This is a genomic window from Liquorilactobacillus satsumensis DSM 16230 = JCM 12392 (assembly GCF_001435195.1).
Lineage (GTDB): Bacteria > Bacillota > Bacilli > Lactobacillales > Lactobacillaceae > Liquorilactobacillus > Liquorilactobacillus satsumensis.
In genome coordinates, this window is the sequence record NZ_AZFQ01000044.1 from 73776 (window position 1) to 96750 (window position 22975).

The 22975-nt window shown below is 41.0% G+C and carries 26 protein-coding genes, 2 tRNA genes, 1 pseudogene and 1 other annotated feature; of the genes and pseudogenes, 25 read left to right on the top strand and 4 right to left on the bottom strand.

Annotated elements, in window-relative coordinates; all coding sequences use genetic code 11:
- Together FD50_RS07260 and FD50_RS07265 are read left to right on the top strand one after the other, a co-directional pair.
- Positions 1 to 346: hypothetical protein (locus FD50_RS07260; protein WP_056960971.1), on the top strand; the 346-nt coding region annotated here is incomplete at its 5' end.
- Between the two features lie 37 nt (positions 347 to 383).
- Positions 384 to 998, top strand: a pseudogene (locus FD50_RS07265) (major capsid protein); the annotation flags it as partial.
- Between the two features lie 274 nt (positions 999 to 1272).
- On the opposite strand, the gene FD50_RS07270 reads toward FD50_RS07265, so the two are convergent.
- Both FD50_RS07270 and FD50_RS07275 read right to left on the bottom strand, forming a co-directional pair.
- Positions 1273 to 1360 (bottom strand) — tRNA-Ser (locus FD50_RS07270).
- Positions 1361 to 1424: 64 nt separating this feature from the next.
- On the bottom strand, positions 1425 to 2177 hold the full coding sequence (locus tag FD50_RS07275; protein WP_056960972.1) for an NADPH-dependent oxidoreductase: 753 nt from the start codon (positions 2175 to 2177) through the stop codon (positions 1425 to 1427).
- Positions 2178 to 2486: 309 nt separating this feature from the next.
- Here FD50_RS07275 and FD50_RS07280 point away from each other — a divergent pair, with 309 nt between their 5' ends.
- From FD50_RS07280 to FD50_RS07295, 4 genes are all read left to right on the top strand, one after another.
- Positions 2487 to 3650: a hydroxymethylglutaryl-CoA synthase gene (locus tag FD50_RS07280; RefSeq protein WP_054756227.1), complete on the top strand. Its 1164-nt coding sequence runs from the start codon at positions 2487 to 2489 to the stop codon at positions 3648 to 3650.
- 144 nt (positions 3651 to 3794) lie between these two features.
- Positions 3795 to 4685, top strand: coding sequence for a hypothetical protein (locus FD50_RS07285; protein ID WP_054756184.1), 891 nt, complete (start codon positions 3795 to 3797; stop codon positions 4683 to 4685).
- Positions 4678 to 5676, top strand: coding sequence for a hypothetical protein (locus tag FD50_RS07290; protein WP_056960973.1), 999 nt, complete (start codon positions 4678 to 4680; stop codon positions 5674 to 5676). Before FD50_RS07285 ends, FD50_RS07290 begins: the two co-directional genes overlap by 8 nt.
- A 24-nt stretch (positions 5677 to 5700) precedes the next feature.
- Positions 5701 to 6174 (top strand): hypothetical protein, encoded by a 474-nt coding sequence (locus tag FD50_RS07295; protein WP_056960974.1) that lies wholly within the window; start codon positions 5701 to 5703, stop codon positions 6172 to 6174.
- A 526-nt stretch (positions 6175 to 6700) separates the two neighbouring features.
- Here FD50_RS07295 and FD50_RS07300 read toward each other — a convergent pair.
- Complete coding sequence (locus FD50_RS07300; protein ID WP_054756188.1) at positions 6701 to 7300, bottom strand: tyrosine-type recombinase/integrase; 600 nt, start codon at positions 7298 to 7300, stop codon at positions 6701 to 6703.
- Positions 7301 to 7595: 295 nt separating this feature from the next.
- Between FD50_RS07300 and FD50_RS07305 the strand changes: the two genes are divergently transcribed.
- From FD50_RS07305 to FD50_RS07315, 3 genes are read left to right on the top strand one after another with little or no spacing between them, the layout of a single operon-like run.
- Complete coding sequence (locus tag FD50_RS07305) at positions 7596 to 8324, top strand: hypothetical protein (protein WP_056960975.1); 729 nt, start codon at positions 7596 to 7598, stop codon at positions 8322 to 8324.
- Between the two features lie 29 nt (positions 8325 to 8353).
- Positions 8354 to 8599, top strand: coding sequence for a hypothetical protein (locus tag FD50_RS07310; protein ID WP_054756192.1), 246 nt, complete (start codon positions 8354 to 8356; stop codon positions 8597 to 8599).
- 52 nt (positions 8600 to 8651) lie between these two features.
- Positions 8652 to 11423, top strand: a complete 2772-nt coding sequence (locus FD50_RS07315) for an SEC10/PgrA surface exclusion domain-containing protein (protein ID WP_056960976.1) — start codon at positions 8652 to 8654, stop codon at positions 11421 to 11423.
- A 387-nt stretch (positions 11424 to 11810) separates the two neighbouring features.
- Here the strand turns inward: FD50_RS07315 and FD50_RS13005 are convergent, their stop codons facing one another.
- Positions 11811 to 11939, bottom strand: a complete 129-nt coding sequence (locus FD50_RS13005; protein ID WP_261907512.1) for a hypothetical protein — start codon at positions 11937 to 11939, stop codon at positions 11811 to 11813.
- A gap of 177 nt (positions 11940 to 12116) precedes the next feature.
- On the opposite strand from FD50_RS13005, the gene FD50_RS07320 reads away from it, so the two are divergent.
- From FD50_RS07320 to recN, 16 genes are all read left to right on the top strand, one after another.
- Positions 12117 to 12190 (top strand) — tRNA-Arg (locus tag FD50_RS07320).
- Between the two features lie 84 nt (positions 12191 to 12274).
- On the top strand, positions 12275 to 12403 hold the full coding sequence (locus tag FD50_RS13010) for a hypothetical protein (RefSeq protein ID WP_261907511.1): 129 nt from the start codon (positions 12275 to 12277) through the stop codon (positions 12401 to 12403).
- Positions 12318 to 12407: a sequence feature (ribosomal protein L21 leader region), on the top strand. Its footprint overlaps the gene before it by 86 nt.
- A gap of 15 nt (positions 12408 to 12422) precedes the next feature.
- The gene (rplU, locus tag FD50_RS07325; RefSeq protein WP_054756196.1) at positions 12423 to 12731 is read left to right on the top strand and encodes a 50S ribosomal protein L21; all 309 of its coding nucleotides are present in this window, start codon (positions 12423 to 12425) and stop codon (positions 12729 to 12731) included.
- 29 nt (positions 12732 to 12760) lie between these two features.
- Positions 12761 to 13081: a ribosomal-processing cysteine protease Prp gene (locus FD50_RS07330; protein WP_054756198.1), complete on the top strand. Its 321-nt coding sequence runs from the start codon at positions 12761 to 12763 to the stop codon at positions 13079 to 13081.
- 22 nt (positions 13082 to 13103) lie between these two features.
- Positions 13104 to 13385 carry a 50S ribosomal protein L27 gene (rpmA, locus tag FD50_RS07335; RefSeq protein WP_056960977.1) on the top strand — a complete coding sequence of 94 codons (282 nt, stop codon included), beginning with the start codon at positions 13104 to 13106 and terminating at the stop codon, positions 13383 to 13385.
- A 101-nt stretch (positions 13386 to 13486) separates the two neighbouring features.
- On the top strand, positions 13487 to 14551 hold the full coding sequence (locus FD50_RS07340; protein WP_056960978.1) for a M24 family metallopeptidase: 1065 nt from the start codon (positions 13487 to 13489) through the stop codon (positions 14549 to 14551).
- Positions 14552 to 14680: 129 nt separating this feature from the next.
- Positions 14681 to 15238 carry an elongation factor P gene (efp, locus tag FD50_RS07345; protein WP_054756202.1) on the top strand — a complete coding sequence of 186 codons (558 nt, stop codon included), beginning with the start codon at positions 14681 to 14683 and terminating at the stop codon, positions 15236 to 15238.
- A 19-nt stretch (positions 15239 to 15257) separates the two neighbouring features.
- Entirely contained in the window at positions 15258 to 15692 is a 435-nt protein-coding gene (locus tag FD50_RS07350; protein WP_056960979.1) for an Asp23/Gls24 family envelope stress response protein, read from the top strand.
- Complete coding sequence (nusB, locus tag FD50_RS07355) at positions 15689 to 16111, top strand: transcription antitermination factor NusB (RefSeq protein ID WP_187328407.1); 423 nt, start codon at positions 15689 to 15691, stop codon at positions 16109 to 16111. Before FD50_RS07350 ends, nusB begins: the two co-directional genes overlap by 4 nt.
- Before the next feature lie 203 nt (positions 16112 to 16314).
- Entirely contained in the window at positions 16315 to 17190 is an 876-nt protein-coding gene (gene folD, locus FD50_RS07360) for a bifunctional methylenetetrahydrofolate dehydrogenase/methenyltetrahydrofolate cyclohydrolase FolD (RefSeq protein WP_056960980.1), read from the top strand.
- A complete protein-coding gene (gene xseA, locus FD50_RS07365; RefSeq protein ID WP_420806265.1) occupies positions 17159 to 18511 on the top strand; it encodes an exodeoxyribonuclease VII large subunit in 1353 nt (450 codons plus the stop codon). The genes folD and xseA overlap by 32 nt, the downstream gene beginning before the upstream one ends.
- Entirely contained in the window at positions 18504 to 18740 is a 237-nt protein-coding gene (locus FD50_RS07370) for an exodeoxyribonuclease VII small subunit (protein WP_056960982.1), read from the top strand. Before xseA ends, FD50_RS07370 begins: the two co-directional genes overlap by 8 nt.
- Positions 18730 to 19623, top strand: a complete 894-nt coding sequence (locus FD50_RS07375) for a polyprenyl synthetase family protein (protein WP_056960983.1) — start codon at positions 18730 to 18732, stop codon at positions 19621 to 19623. The genes FD50_RS07370 and FD50_RS07375 overlap by 11 nt, the downstream gene beginning before the upstream one ends.
- Positions 19623 to 20438, top strand: a complete 816-nt coding sequence (locus tag FD50_RS07380) for a TlyA family RNA methyltransferase (RefSeq protein WP_056960984.1) — start codon at positions 19623 to 19625, stop codon at positions 20436 to 20438. The genes FD50_RS07375 and FD50_RS07380 overlap by 1 nt, the downstream gene beginning before the upstream one ends.
- Positions 20439 to 20526: 88 nt before the next feature.
- Positions 20527 to 20979, top strand: coding sequence for an arginine repressor (locus FD50_RS07385; protein ID WP_054756229.1), 453 nt, complete (start codon positions 20527 to 20529; stop codon positions 20977 to 20979).
- A gap of 48 nt (positions 20980 to 21027) precedes the next feature.
- Positions 21028 to 22713 carry a DNA repair protein RecN gene (gene recN, locus FD50_RS07390; RefSeq protein ID WP_054756211.1) on the top strand — a complete coding sequence of 562 codons (1686 nt, stop codon included), beginning with the start codon at positions 21028 to 21030 and terminating at the stop codon, positions 22711 to 22713.
- The last annotated feature ends 262 nt before the right edge of the window (positions 22714 to 22975 follow it).

Here is a 22975-nt window from a genome sequence, read left to right on the forward strand (position 1 = left end):
GAAAACAGTAGTTAACCAGATCAATTTCTTAGCTTCAGAAGTATCATTAGTTCCATTTCCACAGACAGTGGATAACACCAACTACAATGTACAGACTGATGATCTTGGTCACAAGATCATTCCAGCCGGTACCGTATATCCAACAAACGATGCTAAGGCAATTGGGGTAACTTACAACGAGGTTGATGTAACTAATGGCAAACAGCCTGTGGCAGTCATTCAGGAAGGTTGGGTACTTGGTCAACGCTTGCCAGTTGCTCCGTCTGCGGATGCAATTAAGGCAATGACCACAATTCATTTCAAGGATATTGATGCTTTAACTGCCGCACAAGGCGGTCAAGGCTAGTATTTTTGTTCAAATCACAAATTAGGAGGAACTGTTAATGCCAAAATTAATTGATTTACAACGTTTTGCAGATATTGCAGAACTTTTCTCGCAACGAGAAATCTTAGATTACACCCGGAATCGTGATTATCCAGTAATGTTGGGTGATACGTTATTCCCAACACGCCGGACACAATCACTTGAATTAGATCAGTTGAGCGGCGGGACACGCACACCGATTATTGCTTCACTGTCTGCATTTGATGCCGAAGCTGAGATTGGCAGCCGTCAAGCTGAAAAGAAAGCAATGGAACTTGCGTACATTAAGCGTAAGATGCAGATCAAAGAAAAAGATCTCATTGCTTTGAAGAATCCACGAACACCGGAAGAGCAGCAGTATCTTATGAGTCGTGTATTTAACGACATCGATGTTTTGGTGCAAGGTGTCAATGCACGTGTTGAGAAGATGGCTATGGATGTGTTGGCTACTGGTAAAATTACCGATGAAGATCTTGATATTTCTTTGGATTACCAAGTTCCAGCAGAACATCAAGCAACGCTCGCAAGTACTAAGACATGGGATAAAGACGGTGTCGATATTCTGAACGACTTGGTTACTTTTGCTGATGCGTTGGATATCACACCAACGCGTGCACTGACATCTAAGAAAGTCTACCGTTCTTACTATTAAATACATTGGCTTCACTGATGAAAGACGGCAGAGTAATGGGAAGCTAATAAAATAACCTCACACATAATTGAGTGGGGCTTTTTTATACAAAATTTTCCTATAAAATGAATATTATATAGTTTTCTTTTTCTTGTTCTGCGTGCCGTCTGCGTGCCACTTTTTCATAAATTAACGTAAGACAACGCAAATAAAAAAATAGAAACGCCTTTATATCAGCGTTTCTAACGGTTGTAGCATAAGTTAAATTAGTATAATAAGGAGAGTACAGGATTTGAACCTGCGCGCCGGTATAAGCCGGTTCGCCGGATTTCGAGTCCGGTGCATTACCACTCTGCCAACTCTCCAACAACGATAAATATTATACCAATTTAGATTGCAAAAAGCAATGAAAACTATGAGATAGCTTCATTAAGCAAGGCAGAGTTGCTGTTTGTGTAATATTTCAAGAATTTGGTTGCGCTTGGTATCACGCTGATCCATTTTGGCAGAAGCTACTTGTTTTGTAAAGGAATCAATGCGTCGATTGGTATCGCGCAAGTCATAATAGGTTTGCACAACTTCATCATAAGGCGCCAAAGCGTGAATATCGAATGCAGTCTGGTAGGTGTTTTCAAACAAAGTAAACGGCAAGGGAAGTCGCGGCTTAAGCTGCGGTTTTTGTGCGGGCTGGCCAACTTGGAGTCCTAACAAAGGAAAAGTCATTTGCGGCAGTCCCAGAAGTTCAATCATTTTTTGGGCATCATTGACAATACTGCCGAGGATGACGGCACCAAGTTGCATGCTTTCTGCAGCATTGACCACATTTTGGACTGCAAGTACGGTATCCTCAACTCCTTGAATGAAGACATCGGTTTGATGTAAGCGCCCATCATCTGCTTGCATTTGTTTTCTAATTTGTTGATTGCGATATAAATCGACCACGAAAATGAGAAGCTCACCGTTTCCGCCAACGTAGTCTTGTGTGGATATTTTTCGAATGGCTGCCTTTTTTTGATTGTCGGTAATCTGCAAAATAGTGAACTGCTGCATAAACATGCTGGTTGAGGTATGGCGCGCAACTTGCAGGAGTGTTTCTAATTGTGCTGGTGTCACTTTTACGGGTGCAAATTCGCGGATGGTACGATGCTGTAATTGTGTATCAATAGTAAAATTTTGTGTCATGTCTTCCTCCAAAGTACGTAAAAGTTATTTGAGTTGTTTCCAGTGATGTTTGCTGAAATTGCAGGTGAATGGCTGTAAAACAACTATGCTTTAGATTGTACAATATTTCTGATATAAGTGAATAGACAAGTGGAGTGAAATATTTTTTAGCCGGTTAATCACGAGTTAAACAAAGCAAATTTGCGGTTGTTACAACTGTCAATTTAAGGAATCTTTAAAGGAATTGCGAAGGTGAAAGTTAGGGCAAAACTAGGAGGAAGAGCTTTTTTCGTGTATGATAAGACTAAAGTTCTTAAGGGAGTGAAAGAAATGAAAATCGGAATTGACAAAATTGGTTTCTTTACATCGCATTTGTTTGTGGATATGAAGGAACTCGCTTTTGCCCGCGCTGAAGATCCTAACAAGTATTTGATTGGAATCGGTCAGTCTAAAATGGCGGTAATTCCTCCGAGCCAAGATGTCGTGACAATGGCGGCAAATGCTGCAGCTCGGATACTGACAACAGCCGATAAGGAGCAGATTAGCTATGTGATCTTTGCAACGGAGTCGGGCATCGATAACTCTAAGGCAACGGCTGTCTATTTAGCCCGTTTATTGGGACTCAAAAAAGAAATTAGAGCAATTGAGCTAAAACAGGCTTGCTATGGTGCGACTGCAGGGATTCAATTGGCCCGCGGTTTTGTTGCCTTGAACCCGGATAGCAAAGTTCTCGTGATTGCAGCGGATAACGCGCGTTATGGCATTAAGTCTCCCGGTGAACCGACACAAGGCGGCGGTGCAGTGGCACTATTGATTGGCACCAACCCTCAGATTTTAGCACTTGAAGATGGAAGTACCGCCTATACCCAAGATATTATGGATTTTTGGCGTCCGTTAGGAAAAAATGAAGCGCTGGTAGACGGCCGTTATTCAGAGGATGTCTATTTGAATTTCTTCAGCCATGTCTGGCAGGCATACTTAGATAAGACGGGTTATCAGTTGGGAGATTTTGCGGCCCTTCTTTTTCACTTACCATATACTAAAATGGGACTTAAAGCATTACGGATCGCTTTAAAAGATGCTCGTCCTGATGAAGCTGTGAACTTTGTGCAAGAATTTGAACATGCGCGGACGTTTAACCGCGAAGTGGGAAATTTGTACACTGGTTCGTTGTATCTTAGCTTGCTTTCCTTGTTGTTTAATAGTGAAAAACTCAGAGCGGGCCAACGAATTGGCTTGTTTAGTTATGGTTCAGGCGCAGAAGCTGAGTTTTACAGCGGAATTGTACAGCCGAATTTCAAACAAGGATTGATGAATGTCAATTATTTGCAAGTGCTTAATGAGCGGCAGGAAGTCAGTGTTTCTGAATACGAAAAGCTATATCAGCAACACTTATTTTCTGCTCAAGAGGGACGGGTTGCTTATGATACCGACCCTGCGCGCTATTTCTTCGCGGGAATCAGTGATTTTAAGCGGCAATATCAGGAAAAATAACAGCTTACTATGCTAGTATTTGGGCTAAAAGTGTTTGCAATGCTATAATAAATGGGAAAATAGAATTTTTAGTGTTTAAGAATAAGTGCATGCTGATTTTTAGAGTGATTAAAATCTATGCATACATAATAAGGGGAGATCGGTGTGACAAATGTAAATCAAGCCCGCACGCAGGAACATTCTGTGGCAGCACAGCAGCTTTCAAAGGCAGTGGCAACTAAAATTAGTTATCTGCAGACTTTGGCACAGGCAGTTGAGGATCGGAATGATCGTCTTATTTATCAATTAATTGATGGCGAACGCTATTCAGAAAAAGTCATGCAATCTAAACATGGAACAGCTGATACTGCAAATGAAAACCTAGTCAGTGATATTGCAGATAATCTTGGCCAATACCTCAGTGGTAATCTGCTTGCTTATTTGCGCGAGACTTATCCTTTCTTCTACTTTGAACAAATTGGCAAGGGCCACTATCAATTTTATTTTGGTAATTGGTGGGACCGGCGCCTTTTTGGGACATTAAATGTTTTGCGTGTCAGCTTTGATTTTGAGCAAACAGAGTATGAAAAATTACGGCGTGCATTTGAATTAGAAGCTGAAAACAAACGCTTAAATACTGATAAAATTGCAGCTTTATCGAAACAAGCTGACCAACTACAGGCTCTAATTGACTCGCAAGATCAGCGTGACAAGGAAAAAGAAGAAGTCCGGTTGCAGTTAAAGAAAAACGCCCAAGAAAAGGTCATGCCCTGGGAAGCTGCAAAGCTCAGAGAAGCCAAACAAGAGCTGGTAGATCGTCTTTCCGAATTAAGTGATCAAGATGAAAAGGCACAAGAAGCTTATCGTCTAATCAAAGATAATGAAAATCAAGTACTCGCGTTATCCAAAGAGGATACACTGGTAGGCTATGAGAAACAGAGTATTGTTGCGAAGTTTGGTAGCTTTGAGAATTTTGAAGCGAAGAATGAGACGCTTTACCGCGACTATATTGCTGATTTAATTGCAACCAAAGGGCGGGTGAATACTAATGAGTAAAGATGAACGCCAAGCGACAGAAACTTTTGAACCACAAGAGTCAACCACCGAGTCGACCGCTGCCAACGCAGCTACCTTGAGTACCTCTGGCAGATTAATGGCCTATAATGATCAGTTGAAAGATAGCTTGAAACACGGACAAGTTTTTACTGAATTATTAGACACTTTAATTGAAACTACGAGTGCAACAGAATTATTAACAGCGGCACAAAGGCTAGTTGCTTATCAGCTAGATACTTCGTTTGTGACTTTTCCGCAACAATACAGTCAATCTGACTTCTATTTGATCTTTCTCAATCGTTTATTAGCATTGCATGGCAGAGAAAGAGTGATTTTGCAATCCTCTGATCGTTTTCATGAACTCTATCATGAGTTTCTAGGCATCAATACCCATGGATATTTTGTATTTCAGCTTGAAGAAACTGCCCAACGCGGAGCCTATTACACTGAAAAGAATACAGGCGAAACCCTCTTTTATCTGAACTTTGAAAAACAGGTTCTTCGTTTTAACAGCCGTGCGTTAACACAGTTATTATTGGTAGATTATGAAGGTAAAGTTGCCGAAACGGCATTAAGAGGTTTTGAGAACTATTTATTGGATATCGGTAAGTTTCTCAAAGAAGATTTTGGATTTGATACCGACTTTACTTTAATGGATCCTTCAAACAGTGCTGTTTACCAATTAGCTGATCCCAACCTTTCAAGCACTGTCTTGGATAAGCTCTTTGTTGAAACGGCAAAGGGTGGCAGGATTCTTGAACGCGGTGCTGAAGGAGAAGCGGTTTTAAAGCTTGATGATCATGTGGTCGTCAGACTATTTTCCCAAGAGACGCGTGAAAATGAAACAGATGGCTGGGTGCTAAAAGTTAGCGATCCTGAACACAAGGAGTCATGGTTTGACATCTTACTTAAATACTCCTTTTTGCGTGCATGGTATCTGGACAACTTGGCAAGCCTTGAAATTCGGGCCGATTCTCTTTATTTTAATTAGAGCTAAAAGACGGGAGCAGATCATTTGGACGTAAAGAAAATGCTAGATAGTGCGCGGTTGCAGACTGGGCTGCTTGTAGAAAATACACCGATTTCAAAGCGACCGGCCGCACTTTTTTGTGAACTTAACCTTGATTTAGCGGTGTTATTTAACGCTTATTTTGAGCAAAAGCCTGCTGCATTTTTACCTGATTTTTGTAAAGTAACTGCGCTTTTCTTGCGAATTGCCAACGAAAAGAAATGGACCTATTTGCTATTATTGCCAGATGAAAAGTTAACTTATTTGGAGCAAAAGCCTGTCAGCAGATTTGTTGCGGATGATTATTTAATTATGCAAAAGCTTCTCAACAATAGTTATTTTGAACGCCGCTCTGCAGCCTTTGTCCATGCATGGCATATTTTTGTTAAGTTTGGCCTAGTTGATTTAGGATTTTCTGCAGCAGAAATTCAGACCGCTTTTTTGGAAATATTTCCACCTGCAAGTGGTGAACAGTTCTAAAGAAGCAGGGTGAAGCTGGCAATTGGTGCTAAAATTTTAGCAGATTGTGGGTAAATTAGAGTACAATTAATGTGCAGATTGTAAAATAAAACAGAAGAAGGGGCTGTGACAAAATTTAACTTTTGTCATAGCCCCTCTTTTATTCCGGATAAACGTGTTCCATAAGTCAAAATTCTCCGTCTAACTGCGAATTACTCATAGCAAAGTACTCGCTATGTTCGTAATTTCGAGTTAGCACTCAAATTTTACCGACTTATGTCACACTCTCCCTTCTGTTTTATTTTTAAGTCGTCTGTTTAAATGGTAAGTAAATCTTAACTTTAAATTCACTATTAAAATAGGATATAATTAATAATTGAGATAATTATTTTGTGAGCTCCACTGTTAATTCGACTGAAGCTTAAATAATTTGTGATAAAAGCAAAATCTAAAAGGGGTCATTTTAACATAAAGACCTCTAGGGCAATTATCGAATATAAATTTGTTTAAGTCAACGACTATTTTAGAATAATTTTTTATGAATAAATCAATCGAAATTGATACTGTCTAGCATAGCTTCACGAGTTGTTTGATCCAAGCCTAAATATTTAAGAGTAGAGCTCTGGTCACTGTGGTTGAGCAGGCGCATTACAAGGGCAATATTATGGTCTGTTTGTTGATAGACTTTATAAGCGCCTGTTTTCCGCATAGTGTGAGTCCCTAAGTAGTTAATACCAAGTAAGTCACCTGTACGTGCCATTATTTTGTAATACTGCTTTCTGGTAATATGCCTTGTATCATTTTTAGTAGAAGGAAATAACCATTCTGAATGCAGATTAGTATCTTCTAACCAAGTATGGTAGGCTTTAAGGTCTTTTCGAACCGGTTTGAGGTAAAGAGTGTTAGGTTTCCCAGTTTTTTGATCACGCGTGTAGGTTCTTACTTTGACTGCACCATTGTTTTCAAAAACATCTGTGTAACGTAATGACAAAACATCGCTGACACGTAATAAAGTCGCCTTCCCAACTTGAAAAACTGTATAGTTACGCCTGCCAGCTTGAAAATTGTTTAATAAGGTATCTTTTACTTGTTCTAAAACAGCGGGATCTTTGATTGGTCCAACTAGATGGGCATGTCGAGTTACCATAAGATTCTCCTTTTAAAATTTTCTTCTTTGAAATCTAATTTTTTATAATTTTTATACTTTGTTTAAGATAATTACTAATATGCTCACGATCCAGAGGGGACTTTATGTTAAAAAGTCCCCTCTATTCTATATACGAATAAAAATGCCCCAAGGTCGCTGTGATTAAAAAGTAAAATTGTTTGCTCAATTAATATTTTGTTTGCGAATACTTAATAAGACGCGGTCTGCTTATGTAAATTGGACATTCTTAGAGGAAATTGACATAAATATAGATCTTAATTTTAGGAGAATGAAGGTGAGTGAAATAAAGGAAAACAGAATTTATCAGGCTGAACGGTTGCAATATCAGCAAAATTATGGTCCGTATCGCATGGGTTCATTCGTCAATCTTGATCCGCAGGAGATGGAACGTGAAGCTTTCGTCATGTATCCGACTAAAAACACATTAGGGATGTTTAATTTACTAAGAGAAATGGATGGGATCCCACCTTTTGAGGAAGCGTTCCAAGAAGATTATGCACGGTATGCATCTTCAAATCGATATTTACGTAAGTTTTTGCAGAAAATCTATAAAAGTAACTTTTCAATTAGTGCAGAAGGTGCAGAATTTTTAGAAGCAGTTGGAAATGAAGCAGAGGAGCACACGATTCGCTGTGTTGAAGCTGTGGATGCTGCTTATAATCTTTATTACATTTTGATTGGCGGCAGGGCACCTTTGGAATGTAAGAGTGATGAATTGGGGAATGCCCGTTCTTTTGACTATCATGCTGATCTTTTCACATATACAGCAGATGAGCAGGCAGTCGTTTTTCATGAGCAAGCTTTCATTGAACTCATTTTTGGAATGGTACAGGATTATTTTCAACGGCAAGCGACCTTGGAGAATCTAGTAGAACACACTGCTCTATTCGGGGTAGATGGTCCTTTTTTGACGGATGAGTTACATATCAGTGAAGTTTCATCTTCATTGCGAATCGCGATGATTATTAAAACAAACTTGGAATGGACGCCACTGGTGAATTAGGTATTCGGTGATTTATAAGGAGTAAAGTAATGGGAATTTTTAAAGATTATTTAACCAAGACAAGACAAATTTCACAAGATGCTAAGGAACGTGAAAAAGAGCAATACAGAAATTCGCCTTCACGAGCTGCACGCCAAATGCAAGAAGAGTTTGATCAACAAGATGCAGCCGACGAATTTGCTAAAAAAGCTGCATTAGCAGTCGGAAAAGGAATCTTTAAAGGCGGTGCCAAGTTAACTAAAGCTGCATTTAGGAAGATGAACGCTAAAAAGTAAATGCATCCTCGCGTTAGTAAATTCAGTCTAATTGAAGAAGGGATTTTCAACAATGAAAAACGAAAAAGTTAGTACTTTAATTAAAAAAGTTGCAGTGACTGCGGCAGTTGTGACCGCCGGAACCGCAGCAACTACGACCGCACATGCAGATACAGTCAGCACGGCTAGCAGTACTAGCGCAACTGCAGCATCTCAAAAAGCGGTTAATGATACCAAGCAGAATCTTAGCAAAGCACAGACACAAACGGCAACTGCTGCTAGTGAAGTTGCTAAACAGCAGGCGACAACAGATAAGGCCAAAGAAGCCGCTGCCAGTGCGTCAAGCAATCTAGAGCAGGCGAGTGCTGCCAAGTCAACTGCCACAGCAGCTGTTTCAAGTGCTGCGAGTGCTGTTAGCACGGCTCAAACAACTAAAGACACCGCCACAGCTGAAAACATTAGTAAAGCTCAGTCCGAAGTTTCAAATGCTGCCAAGACTGTTACAAGCAGCAGTGCAGCAGCAAGTTCAGCCGCAGCAGCTACAAAAGAAGCACAAACAAACGCTGACAGCGCACAAAGCTCAGCAACAACAGCGTCAAATGCTGAATCAAGTGCAAAAGCTGATGTTGCTTCAGCATCTAGTCAATTAGAAAGTGATCAAAATAAGGCTGGGGTTGATTCTCAGACTGCAAGTCAAATCACTGATACCCAATCACAAATTAGCAGCGCATCATCATCCCAAGCATCTCTTACCAGCGACAAAGCTAAAGCTGAAGCTGATTTATCAGATGCTCAAAGTAAAGCATCCAGTATTGATACCGATTCAGCCAATGCAGCTGTCTCGTCTGCTCAGTCGGCAGTAAACAGTGATAATTCAGCAGTTGCTGCTGCTTCGAGTTCTAAAACAGCCGCTGACAAGGCTAAAACTGATGCACAAACAACACTTGACACACTCAAAAATAGCCAAGGATCAATCACAGGCGGTAGTAATATCACCTTGACAAGTACTGAAGCATCAAGCGTTAAGCAAACACCTTCTATCGTTGACAACGGTGCTGGAAGTGGCACTACATTTGCTGCTAGCGCTGCTGATAAAACAACTACAATTGATGCTAATAATATGACTACTGCACAAGCAACCGAATTATCATCATATGCAGCTGCACTGCTCAACAAATTACGCGAACAAGCTGGAGTGACTGTTAAAGTCAAAGTCACTGATGGCGCAATCAATTTCGCTAAACAAGTAGCGACTAACTACAATAGCGATAAATGGTCTGGGTACGATAGCGGTCATGATGTATCTGCAATTGAAAAAGCAGCTGATAACTACGGTCTAGCTGATACAGGGAATTATTACGAAGACCTTGAATCATATGATGCTGCTTTCGATACAACCATGACAATGTACGACGCTAAGAAATACATTTACGATGCAATTTATGAAATGATGTTTGATGATTCATCATCTAGTTACGGTCATACAATTTCATTACTTGGTCTGAATGCAAATCATTACAATGCTAGTTCCATTGATTATTTCGCTGTAAGTTTTGATAAATATGGTAATATTCATTTCGAACTCGTAAATTCAAATACAACGTATGTCAAAGACAGCACCAAATTTGCTGAAACATTCGACACAACGGATAAAACAATTTCAGCGACAGGCGCTACAGCAACGCAAATTGCAGCTGCACAAACAGCATTGGATAATGCTACTACAGCCGACAACACCGCTAGTGCTGCTTATACTGCCGCAGTTAACAAATTAAACACAGATACGGCAACATTAACGGCTGCTAAAACAAATGCCGCTACTGTAACAGCACAAAAGACCGCTGCTGAAAATACCGTAACTACGCTTCAAAATAAACTCAATAGTATTAACAACCAATTAACAACTGTCAACAATACCTTGGCAACGCTTAATACTAAACTAGCTACTTTGAAAGCAAAAGCTGCATCTGAACAAACCGCTTCACAGGAATTGCAAGCTAAAATCGCTGCCGATCAATCTGTTTTGGAACAAAAACAGGCTGTTTATACTGCAGCTCAAGCAGCAACAGTTAAAGCCACAGCAGCATTAACGGCTGCTAAGCAAAAAGTTGCGACAGCAGTTGCTGCACAAACAGCGGCTGAAACTGCCTTGACTACCGCTAAGACAAAGCTTGCTGCTGCGCAAGCAAACCTCGCTCAGTTGACGAATGCAGCTGCAAACTTACAAGCAGCGCAGACTGCCTATCAAACAGCTTTAGCGCAACTTGCTGCGGCTAATCAAGCCTATACGGTCGCTAAAAGTGAGTATGACAGTCAACAGGCCGTTTATACGCAAGCAGCGCAAAAATTGACTAGTGCACAACAGCAATTGCAGACATTGCAACTGCAGGAAAAAGCACTGCAACAAAAATTGGCAGTTGAATCAGCAGTCGACACAGCCGCTGAAACACCTACTACTAGTGCTTCCCATATCACTGGTGCTACCAACCAGCAAACAGCGGCTGCTGCAACATCTACAGCTAAAAACGTCACAGATAAGGCCAAGGCAATTTCAGCGACAGATCAGCAAGGTACTTTGGTAAAACCTACAACAGAGGTTATGAAGCTAAGCAGTGCTCATGGGGTTACAGAGGCTAACACTAAAAAGGCATCCGACACTAGAGCAACCTCAGCTGCGGCACAGACTGTCAAGCAAGCAGCCCTAGGAGAAGTTACATTACCACAAACAGGTGATAATCAAGCAGCAAGTCGCGAGGTGTCATTCTTTGGAAGTTTGCTGCTCACACTTGCGTCAATTTTATTTAGTCTGGACTTTTTACGTAAGTATAAACATTTCAGCAAATAAGAACTTGCACGCACGTTTGGCTATATTTAATGTGCAATGTTGTCAGCTTTGATTTTGATAATTCACAAAAAAAGAGGGTGTGACATAAGCCGGGAAAATTTGAGTGCTAACTCGAAATTACGAACATAGCGAGTACTTTGCGTACTTTGCTATGAGTAATTCGAAGTTAGACGGAGAATTTTGACTTATGGAACACGTTTATCCGGAATAAAAGAAGGGCTGTGACAAAAGTTAACTTTTGTCACAGCCCCTATTTTGAAATCAAACATTTTTTAGCAGTACATGTAATTGAATACGAAGTATAAATTTCTAGCAATGGCTTCTTAGACCTAGGGTGCGGACGTAGACAATTTCTGCTTAAGTATAAGCAATTGTTACAAGAAGAAATTAAAAGCTGGTCTTTTGTTCATCTTGTTCGAAATGTTTGTAACTTGCACGTTCCTTGCGCTGACTGCCATAGTATTGAATAACACCTGCAAGAATAAGAATGCCAACGATTGCAAAAAATGGTATCATTTCAATCACCCTTTTCTTTGTTTTGATATTACATTTATGTTACATTGATATTATCGCACGGTTACAAAAATGTTTCAACTAAAAAGAGTTGTTTGCTTTAGGGATCCTTTTTCGAGTGCTTCAAAAAAAGGTTTGACAGTGTGTAGGGGATACACTATAATATCTAGTGTTGTTCATGGCTCGGTAGCTCAGCTGGATAGAGCATCCGCCTTCTAAGCGGACGGTCGAGAGTTCGAATCTCTCCCGCGCCATCACACACGATGTAAAACCTGTTATGCTTTTTGCAAGCAAACAGGTTTTTTTATTGGTAAGTCCAGTCCAAAGGGATTGACGGCTTGCTATTTATCTGGTATCATTTCAATGTTGTATTTGTGCATGCTGCAACTGCAACCGCACGTGAGCAGTTATTGAAGTGGCTACCAAAGTTGATTTGGGGTCCGCTGAAGCACGGCGAGTCTAAGTAATGTTAAGGAGGTGCACTAAATGTACGCAATTATCAAAACAGGTGGAAAGCAGCTTAAAGTAGAAGCAGGTCAAGCAATCTATGTTGAAAAGCTTGCTGCTGAAGCCGGTGAAAAAGTTACTTTTGACCAAGTTGTCTTGGTAGGTGGCGATCAGGCTGTTGTTGGCAAACCATTTGTTGACGGCGCAACTGTGACAGGAACTGTTGAAAAACAAGGCCGCGCAAAGAAGGTTGTTACTTTCAAGTATAAGCCAAAGAAACATTCACATACAAAGCAAGGTCATCGTCAACCATATACAAAAGTTGTGATTGACGCGATCAACGCTTAGTAAGCAAAGGGCTTAAAAAGAGGTTTAATATGATCAAAGCACATTTTCTTTATACCAGCAAGCAGATTTGCGGCTTTGAGTTGACTGGACATGCTGAATCTGGCGAATACGGTCAAGATATCGTTTGTGCGGGAGTTTCTGCCTTGGCTATTAGTACTGTGAATGGACTGCAGAAACTGGCTAAAGCACAGATAGAGTTGACTGCTGATGAAGAGCACGGCGGATATCTGAAAGTTAACTTGGACAGTGCTGAAAAGGGCAATCAAGCGGCTGCTTTATTGCTTGCTAACTTCAAGTTAGGTATGGAAGAAATTGCGACTAGTTATGCTAAATATATAGAAATTTCCTAGAGACTGAGGAGGTGCACGAATTATGTTAATGAATTTACAGTTCTTCGCTCATAAAAAGGGTGGTGGCTCGACTTCTAACGGACGTGATTCAGAATCAAAGCGTCTTGGCTCAAAGAGCGCTGATGGACAAATTGTTTCTGGTGGTTCTATCCTTTACCGTCAACGTGGAACAAGAATTTATCCAGGGACTAACGTTGGCAAAGGCGGGGATGATACATTGTTCGCCAAGATCGATGGAGTAGTTCGTTTCGAGCGTAAAGGCCGCGACAAGAAACAGGTATCTGTTTACCCAGTGGCTGAATAATTTATTTCAGAGACTTGAAGATCAATACGGAACGTAACGTTTTGTGTTGGTCTTTTTATTTTCGCAAAGTTAGGTTATGGATAAGCGCGGAGGAATTTAGAATGCAGACTGACAGAGTAGCGCGCCTGCGCATGCAGATGGAAAAAATGAGTGTCGATGCTTTTTTAGTAACTGATCCGGTTAATATTGCGTATCTTAGCGGCTTTACAGGTGATGCCGGAGTCGTGCTTGTAACTGAAAATGAACAATTCTTGATCACTGATAGCAGATTCAAAGAAGCAGTCGGCCGCTTTAAAACATGGCAGTGTGTGATTACACGCGAGTATTTGCGAAGTGTGTGTGAAATTGCAGCTAAGGACCAACTATTAGCGCTGGCTTTTGAGGATTCACTGTCTTATCGCGACTATGATTTCTTAGATGAGACCGCGCTGTGCGACATTGTTCCGCTGAATGGTGTCCTTGAAAAGATGCGTTCCGTTAAAGAACCTGAGGAAATCGCACTGTTACGTAAGTCTTGTAAACTGGCAGAAGATGGTTATCGTATGCTCTTACAAGAAATCAGTGCAGGGCAGACAGAAATCGAAGTTGCCAATCACTTGGACCAAATTATGAAAAAATTAGGTGCAACCGCAAGCTCATTTCCTACAATCGTAGCAAGTGGGACAAGGACAATATTACCGCATGGAAGCGCCTCAACAAAAGTTTTGCAGCAAGGTGAACTGGTAACCCTTGATTTTGGATATTTTTATAAGGGCTATACTTCGGATGTGACTAGAACTTTTTCGCTCGGGAGACAGCCTGAGAGTATTAAAGCGCTTTATCAGGTGGTCGCACACGCACAGCAACAGACAATTGCTGCAGTGCGCCCCGGGATCACTGGTGCTGAACTGGATCAAATCGGCCGTAGCTTGATCACCCAAGCCGGTTATGGAGCCTATTTTAATCATGGAATGGGTCATGGGATTGGTCAAAGTATCCATGAGCTGCCCAATATTGGTAAAAATTTTGCCAATCAGTTAGAGCCTGGTCAAGTGATCACAATTGAGCCAGGAATCTATCTTCCCCCGGAAGCGGGAATCCGTATTGAAGATGACATCTTAGTAACTGCTGATGGATTCGAAGAGCTTACCAATTTTGCGAAAGAATACATTGAAGTCATGAGATAAGCTTGCTTTTTGCTTGCGGTTATTGCTATCATGAGTTGTGTTCAGTTATTTTTAAGCGGCCGTGTCTGACGGCATGTGTTAAAATAGTTTAAGAGATATCAGAATTCAGGTATTTGTAGGAGGAACAGTATGATTTCGGTTAATGAATTTAAGAATGGATTAACAATTGAGGTTGATGGAGATATTTGGCGAGTGGTCGAATTTCAACATGTTAAACCAGGTAAGGGATCAGCATTTGTGCGTTCAAAGCTGAAGAACTTACGGAGTGGTGCGATGCAGGAAAAGACTTTCCGTGCGGGTGAAAAAGTTGAACAAGCACAGATTGATAATCGTAAAATGCAATATCTGTATGCAGATGGCGATAATCATGTTTTCATGGATACGACGACCTACGAGCAGCTTGAATTACCAGCTGAGCGGATTAAGAATGAGTTGAACTATCTGAAGGAAAATATGCTTGTTAACATCATTATGTATGGTAATGAGACATTGGGTGTTGATCTGCCTAATACGGTTGATTTAAAGGTCGAAGCTACAGAACCAGGGATCAAAGGTGATACTGCTTCGGGTGGTTCAAAACCAGCAACCATGGAAACCGGATTAGTTGTTCAAGTTCCGTTTTTCGTAAACGAGGACGATGTTTTAACGATCAACACGCAAGATGGAAGTTACATTTCCAGAGCTTAGTTCGAAGGAGGACTTGCTGATGGCTGAGAATAATAATATTTTAATCGAAACTGAAAAACCTAGGCTGGGACAAATTGAAATTGCACCAGAAGTGATTGAGATTATTATTGGAATTGCAACCAGTCAGGTTAAAGGTGTTTATTCAATGCGCGGTTCGCTTGCAAGCAGTCTGAATGAACTTTTTGGCCGTAAGAGCCGCGGTAAGGGTGTGCGCCTGGAACAAGAAGACAAAGCTTTAAAAGTTGAAGTCTATGTCTTCTTGAATTATGGTGTTTCAGTCCCTAAAGTGGCACTTGAAATTCAGGAAAAGGTAAAACAACAGCTGTTTTTCATGACAGGTCTCAAGTTGACGGGTGTTGACGTTTTTGTTCAAGGTGTTGTACCTGCAAAACAGGTCTCGACAATTGATCCAAATAATTTATTCAATGAAAAAGAAAATGGTGACAACAAGTGAGTATGACCAGACATTCTATCCGTAAGGTAGCTTTTCAGTTATTATTTGCACTTGCAAGCAACCCTGAGACGGAGATTGACGCTCTTTATGAGCAGTTGCGGCAAGATGATGAGCATTTGCCACAGGAGATGCCCGCATACCTGCTGGAGCTGACACAAGGCGTTGCCAAGCAGGCAGATGAATTAGACGCTGTCATCACAAGTTATCTTAATAATCAGTGGAGCTTAGCGCGGCTTAATAAGACAGATTTACTGTTGCTGCGTTTAGCGATTTATGAGATTAAGTATGTGAGCGCAATTCCTGCTAAAGTTGCGGTTGATGAAGCACTTCAGCTCGCAAAAGAATTTAGTGATGAAAAATCACGGCGCTTTATTAACGGAATTCTTTCTAATTTGATTGAAAAAAATGAAGAAGATTAGTAGTAGGTAAAGCACCTTACGACTGAACATTGATAGAGTTATGGCAAGATCTTATTTTGTCAGAGCTCTTTTTTTGTGCAAGTGCAGCAGCAATCTTAAAAAATGATTTGTAAAGGGCAAATTTGACTAATAAATAATTATTTTCCTGTTTACAAGTTATGCTAAAATGGTTACATAGTAAAAAGAGTTGGCGGTGGGGAGAAATGGCAGTTAAGTTAGACGGCAAGAAACTTGCGACAAAAGTTAAACAAGATCTTGAACAAAAGGTAAGCAATTTAAAACAAAAAGGAATTACACCTAAGTTGGTTGTAATTCTTGTAGGCTCAGATGAAGCTAGTCAGGTTTATGTCCGGAACAAACATCGGGTTGCGCAGCAGATTGGCATTGAGACGCAGGACATCAGATTGCCGGAAAATACAGCCGAAATCGAATTATTGCAACTGATTAGCAAATTAAATGCAGATGATACGGTTCACGGGATTCTAGTTCAGTTGCCATTGCCAAAACAGATTGACGCAGAGCAGATTACAGACGCAATTGCACCTGCAAAAGATGTTGACGGCTTTCATCCGCAAAATGTCGGGCATCTTTTTATGAATGACCCCCGTTCGTTGCCATGTACTCCTGCAGGAATCTTACGTTTTTTTCAGGAATATCATTTACCTTTGGCGGGTAAGCATGCGGTGATTGTTGGCAGAAGTAATATCGTGGGTCGACCTATGGCAGCCCTACTGTTGAATCATGATGCAACAGTTACTATTACACATAGCAAGACTAAGAATTTGCGCCAGTTAACCAGGCAGGCGGATATTTTGATCGTCGCGATTGGGAAAGCTGATTTTATTACCGGTGCGGATGTTAAACCTGGAGCAGTCGTAATTGATGTCGGAATGAATCGCAATGCAGCTGGAAAACTTGTTGGCGATGTTGCACAGTCTTCTGTAGATCAAGTTGCTGGTTTTCTCACACCAGTCCCAGGAGGGGTTGGCCCCATGACAATTGCGATGTTAATGGAACAAACCGTTAAGTTTGCGGAACGGAGTGTTAATTGTGGCAGAAAAAACGTATCTAACAGTTAGTGCGCTAACAAAGTACTTGAAAAGAAAGTTTGATGTTGATCCTTATTTGAGCAGGGTTTATTTGACTGGAGAGATTTCAAACTTTCGCATGCGCCCACACGCTCATCAGTATTTCAGCCTTAAAGATGAACATGCAAAAATCAATGCGATTATGTTTCGTTCAGCCTTTGCTAAAGTGAAGTTTCAGCCAGAAGAAGGAATGAAAGTTCTAATAGTTGGGCGAATTTCTTTGTATGAAGCGAGTGGAAGCTATCAGATATATGTTGAAAAAATGGAGCCGGATGGTGTAGGGGCGTTATATCAGGCTTATGAGCAACTGAAAAATAAGCTGGCAGCAGAAGGCATTTTTAATGCCCCTAAAAAGCCTTTATGTCGTTTTCCGCGTAGAATAGCAGTGGTTACTAGTCCTTCTGGAGCTGTAATTAAGGATATTATGACTACTGTGCGCAGGCGGTATCCAATTGCTCAAATTGTACTTTTTCCAACTGTGGTGCAAGGTGCTGATGCTGCCCCTGATATTATTGCACGCATCAAGCAGGTTGAACAAAATGGTTCGTTTGACACGCTGATTATTGGGCGAGGTGGCGGGTCCATCGAAGATCTTTGGCCTTTCAACGAAGAAAGTGTTGCACGTGCTATTTTTGCATGTCCGCTGCCTGTGATTTCGTCAGTCGGTCATGAAACAGATACGACCATTGCTGATTTAGTAGCCGATGTTCGGGCTGCGACACCAACAGCAGCAGCTGAATTAGCTGTCCCGGTTCTAAGTGAGGAAATTATTAAAATTGAACAGTTGCGTTTGCGGCTCTATCAAAATTTGCGGTCCAAACTCCAACTCAAAAAACAAGCGGTGCAAAAGCTGCGCAATTCATACGTTTTCCGCCAGCCAGGCAGACTTTATGAAGGATATTTACAAAAAATTGATTATCTGAAAAAACAAATGCAACAAGCGTTGCAGACCAATCTCAATAAGAAGCAGCGGATGCAAACACAACTTCTGATGAGACTGCAAAAGCAATCACAAACCGAAAAGTTGCATCTGCTGCTTAAGCAGGTGGCGTATTTGGAGCAGCAGCTGAATCGTTTACGTATGGAATATTTTAAAAATAAGCACCAACAACTTGGAACAGCTGTGGCACAGTTGGAAATGCTGAGTCCTTTACGTATTTTAGCGCGGGGCTATGGCTACGTAACTGTCGCTGGACGCGTTGTTAAGCAGGCCGCTGAGTTAAAACCAGATGAAAAGATCGCTTTCCAGATGCAAGATGGTAGTGTAACCGCACGCGTTTTAAGTATTACGGAGGATGAAAAAAATGACTGAAAAAAAGACATTTGAAGAAAATTTAGACGAGCTTGAAAAGATTGTCCAAAAGTTAGAGCAGGGTGATGTTCCGCTGGAAAGCGCACTAGATCAATTCCAAAAAGGTGTCAAGTTGAGCAATGAATTGCAACAGAAGTTAGAAAGTGCTGAGAAGACTCTGGCTAAGGTTATTGACCAAAATGGCAACGAAAAACCATTTGAGCGGGACAGTGATCATAATGAGCAATAAGCTTGCAGAGTTCCAGAAAATTATTTTGCCGCAATTAGAAGAACAGTTGAATAGTTACTTAAATGGGTTGAATGCTGCACCAACCTTGAAAAAGGCCATGCTGTATTCGCTCGAAAGTGGCGGGAAAAGAATTCGCCCAATGCTGCTTTTGGCAATCTGTCACATGTTTAACCGCCAAATTGATGAGGGAGTTTTTGCTGCAGCCGGCAGTTTGGAACTGCTGCATACATATTCACTGATTCACGACGATCTTCCTGAGATGGATAATGATGATTTAAGGCGGGGGCGACCGACTAACCATAAAGTTTTCGGGCAAGCAGAGGCTGTCTTGGCGGGCGATGGTTTGTTGACGACTGCTTTTGAATGGCTTGCAAGCTGCCACCTTTCAGCTCAGCTTAAGGTGGCTTTACTAAGCCGTTTTGCAACCGCGGCCGGTCCCCAAGGAATGGTTAGTGGTCAAATTGCTGATATTGAAGGTGAGAAAAAGGAGCTTACGTTAGTCCAACTTAAGGCTTTGCATCAGCTAAAAACAGGAGCTTTGTTACAGTATGCTTGTCAAGCAGGGGGAATCATTAGCGGCGCAACGGCTGCACAGATGACAGAGTTGCTAAATTTCGGGAGTTGTTTTGGGCTGGCGTTTCAAATTTATGATGATATTTTAGATGTTGTCAGCACGCAAGCAGAACTCGGTAAAGCTGTTCATAAGGATCAAGTTGAACACAAGAATACTTATCCTGGGCTGCTCGGTTTGAACGGTGCATATCAGGAGTTGGATAATGCTCTTTTGAATGCGCGGACGGCTTTAAATGAATTGAAACATACCGGGATTGAAACCGGAATATTGGATGATTTTCTACGCTATTTTTCAAGAAAGGATAATTAATGAAGAAAGAACGAGTAGATGTCTTGCTGGTAAAACAGGGACTTTTTGAAACGCGGGAGCAGGCCAAAAGAGCGGTCATGGCGGGTGAAATCTTAGGAGTCAATGAAGAACGTTTGGATAAACCGGGTGTCAAGATTGATAGCACGACAAAGTTACATTTTAAAGGCAAGAAAATGCCATTTGTCAGTCGTGGTGGATACAAACTGGCAAAAGCACTCAAGTCTTTTCAGCTCAGTCCTAAAGGGAAAATCATGCTTGATATCGGAGCATCCACAGGAGGTTTCACAGATGTTGCGTTACAAAACGGAGCGGCTTTGAGCTATGCGCTAGATGTTGGTACGAATCAGCTAGCTTGGAAAATCAGGCAAGATGAGCGTGTCATAGTAATGGAAAATACTAACTTTAGATACAGTAAACTTGCCGATTTTAAACATGGTCGTCCAGAGTTTGCCACGATTGATGTTTCTTTCATCTCTTTGGAACTTATCTTGCCGCCCTTGCATGAGATAATTGAACCAAACGGAGATGTGATTGCACTGATTAAGCCGCAATTTGAAGCTGGTAGGGAAAATGTCGGTAAACACGGCATTGTACACGATCCTAAAGTGCATCAACAGGTGTTGACTGAAATTCTTTCATTTGCGTTAGCGGCAGGTTTTGACGTATGTGGATTAGACTTTTCTCCGATTACCGGTGGTGAGGGGAATATTGAATTTCTGGTCCATTTGAAAGCTGCTGTGGCACCTGGAAAATTAGCCGAACAAGTTAAGCTTTCAGAAATAGTTACAGCCGCACATGAAAACTTTAAAAATTGACTTTTATAAGGGAATCCTTTAATATTTATTCAAAATAGGCTATTATTAAAACAAAATATGAATATTTTTTGGAAACTTGGTGAAAGTGATGCGTAAGCAAGAAAGACAAATGGCAATCAGAGAGTTGTTGCGGCAAAATAATGTTGAACGACAAGAGGAAATTGTTGCACTGCTACGGCAACGCGGGATTGAGGTAACACAAGCAACGATTTCACGGGATGTAAAAGAGATGCAGCTGATTAAATTACCGTCACCTACGGGAGAATATCGGTATAGTTTTCCAGCTGAAAAAAAGTTGAATACGGAAAAAAAGCTGCGCAAGACGTTGCGTGATGCTTATCTAACGGGACGTGTTCAGGGAGAATTTTTATTGTTGAAAGTCTCTCCAGGTAATGGACCTGTCATTTCAAGCTTAATAGAACAAATGAAATACGAAGATATTTTTGGAACTCTAGGTGACGATGATACAATTTTGGTAATTGCCAAAACCGGTTCTGACCCGAAGGTGATCCTGCAGCGACTGCTGGAAATGATTGAATAAAGCTTAGAATAGATAATTAATTTTTAGGGATGAGGGAATGATCAACTAATGCTGCGAGAATTGACAATCAGAGATTTTGCAATCATTGAGAAACTTGACATTAGGTTTGAACCTCACATGACCGTTTTGACTGGAGAAACGGGTGCTGGGAAATCAATTGTAATTGACGCTTTAGGGCTGCTTTCCGGTGGTAGAGGTTCACAAGAATTCATTCGCAAGGGTGCAGGCAAATCTGTTTTGCAAGGATTATTTGCATTGCCCGAAGACAGGTCTTTTAGTGATTATTTGGAGCAGATCGGAATCCAACCAGATGGTGGCGAACTAATCCTGCAGCGAGAGTTGTATCGCAGCGGGCGGAGTGTCTGCCGCGTTAATAACACTTTGGTGACACTTGCAGTTTTACGTAAAATTGGGGGTCGCTTAATTGATATTCATGGGCAAAATGAACATCAAACCCTGATGCACGTTGAAAATCATTTGAAATTATTAGATCAATACAGTGTGCGCAACTTACAATTGAAACGCAGTTACCAAGCGGCGTTTGCTAAATACCAAGAGCAAAAGCAGGATTTGGAAAAAAGACGCTCGAATGAGAAAAAATGGGCACAAAGATTGGATATGCTCAGATTCCAAGTCAAGGAAATTGAGGAAGCTCATTTAGAAAATGGCGAAGAAGAAAAACTCAGCAGCGAAAAAGAAAAGCTTGAAAATTTTCAAAGTATTCGCGATGCACTCTCAAAAGGCTATCAGCTGCTTTCCGGTGAAGAAACAGATTTACTCGGCAGTTTGGGTAGTGTGACTGAGGAATTAGAAGGGATTGCCACTTATTCAGAAAGTTTGCAGACAATCAGTACTAATCTCTCAAATGCTTTTTATACATTGCAGGATTCTGCCCATGATATCTCACGTGAATTGGAGGACATGGAATGGGATGAAGGCCGGTTAAACGAGGTTAACTTACGACTTGAATTGATTAGCCAGCTTGAACATAAATATGGTGATTCTATTAAGCAAGTCTTGCAATATTACCAACAGATTAAAGCAGAGCTTGAAAAGATGGAAAATGCACAAGAAGACAGTGGTAATCAGGAAGAACGCCTGCAACGTGCGTATACAACTGCGCAGAAAAAGGCACAGGAGCTTTCTGTGCAAAGACGCAAAACAGCCCAGGCGCTAGAAAAGAAAGTCCATACTCAATTGAAATCATTGTATATGGATAAAGCTATTTTTCAAGTCAGGTTTGAAAATAACCAGGAATTGACGGTCAATGGAGCTGAGCATGCAGAATTCTATGTACAGACTAATCCAGGTGAAGCAAGTGGGCCATTGAATAAAATTGCCTCTGGAGGAGAACTCTCACGGATAATGCTGGCGTTGAAGACAATTTTTGCACAGGATCGCAACGTCACGAGTATTATTTTTGATGAAGTCGACACTGGAGTAAGCGGCCGTGTAGCACAGGCAATTGCCGAAAAGATTAGTCAGATTGCAGCTACTTCCCAAGTGTTATGTATCACACATCTGCCGCAAGTTGCGGCTGTCAGTGATCACCATTTTTTAGTTTCTAAGCACACGAAAAATGGCAGAACAGAGACAGTTGTCAGAAAAATTGACCAGCACGAACGCGTTAATGAGTTAGCACGCATGCTTTCGGGAACAACGATTACACATCTAACATTGGAACATGCTGCTGAATTATTGGGGATGGCAGCCAACAAAAGAGTCCGTCATTAGGTTTGTGCTAACTCGAAATTACAAAGATAGCGAGTATTTTGCTATGAATAATTCAAAGTTAGACGGAGAATTTTGACTTATGGAACACGTTTATCCGGAATAAAAGAGGGGCTGTGACAAAATTTAACTTTTGTCACAGCCCTTTTGATGATTGTGTCTTGCGATTTTTTACTAGTTTAATTATGCAGATTTTTAAAAGCTGTGATAAAAAATACTAAAAGAAAAGTCTGGTTCCAATTAAATTTTAGGAATCAAACTATAA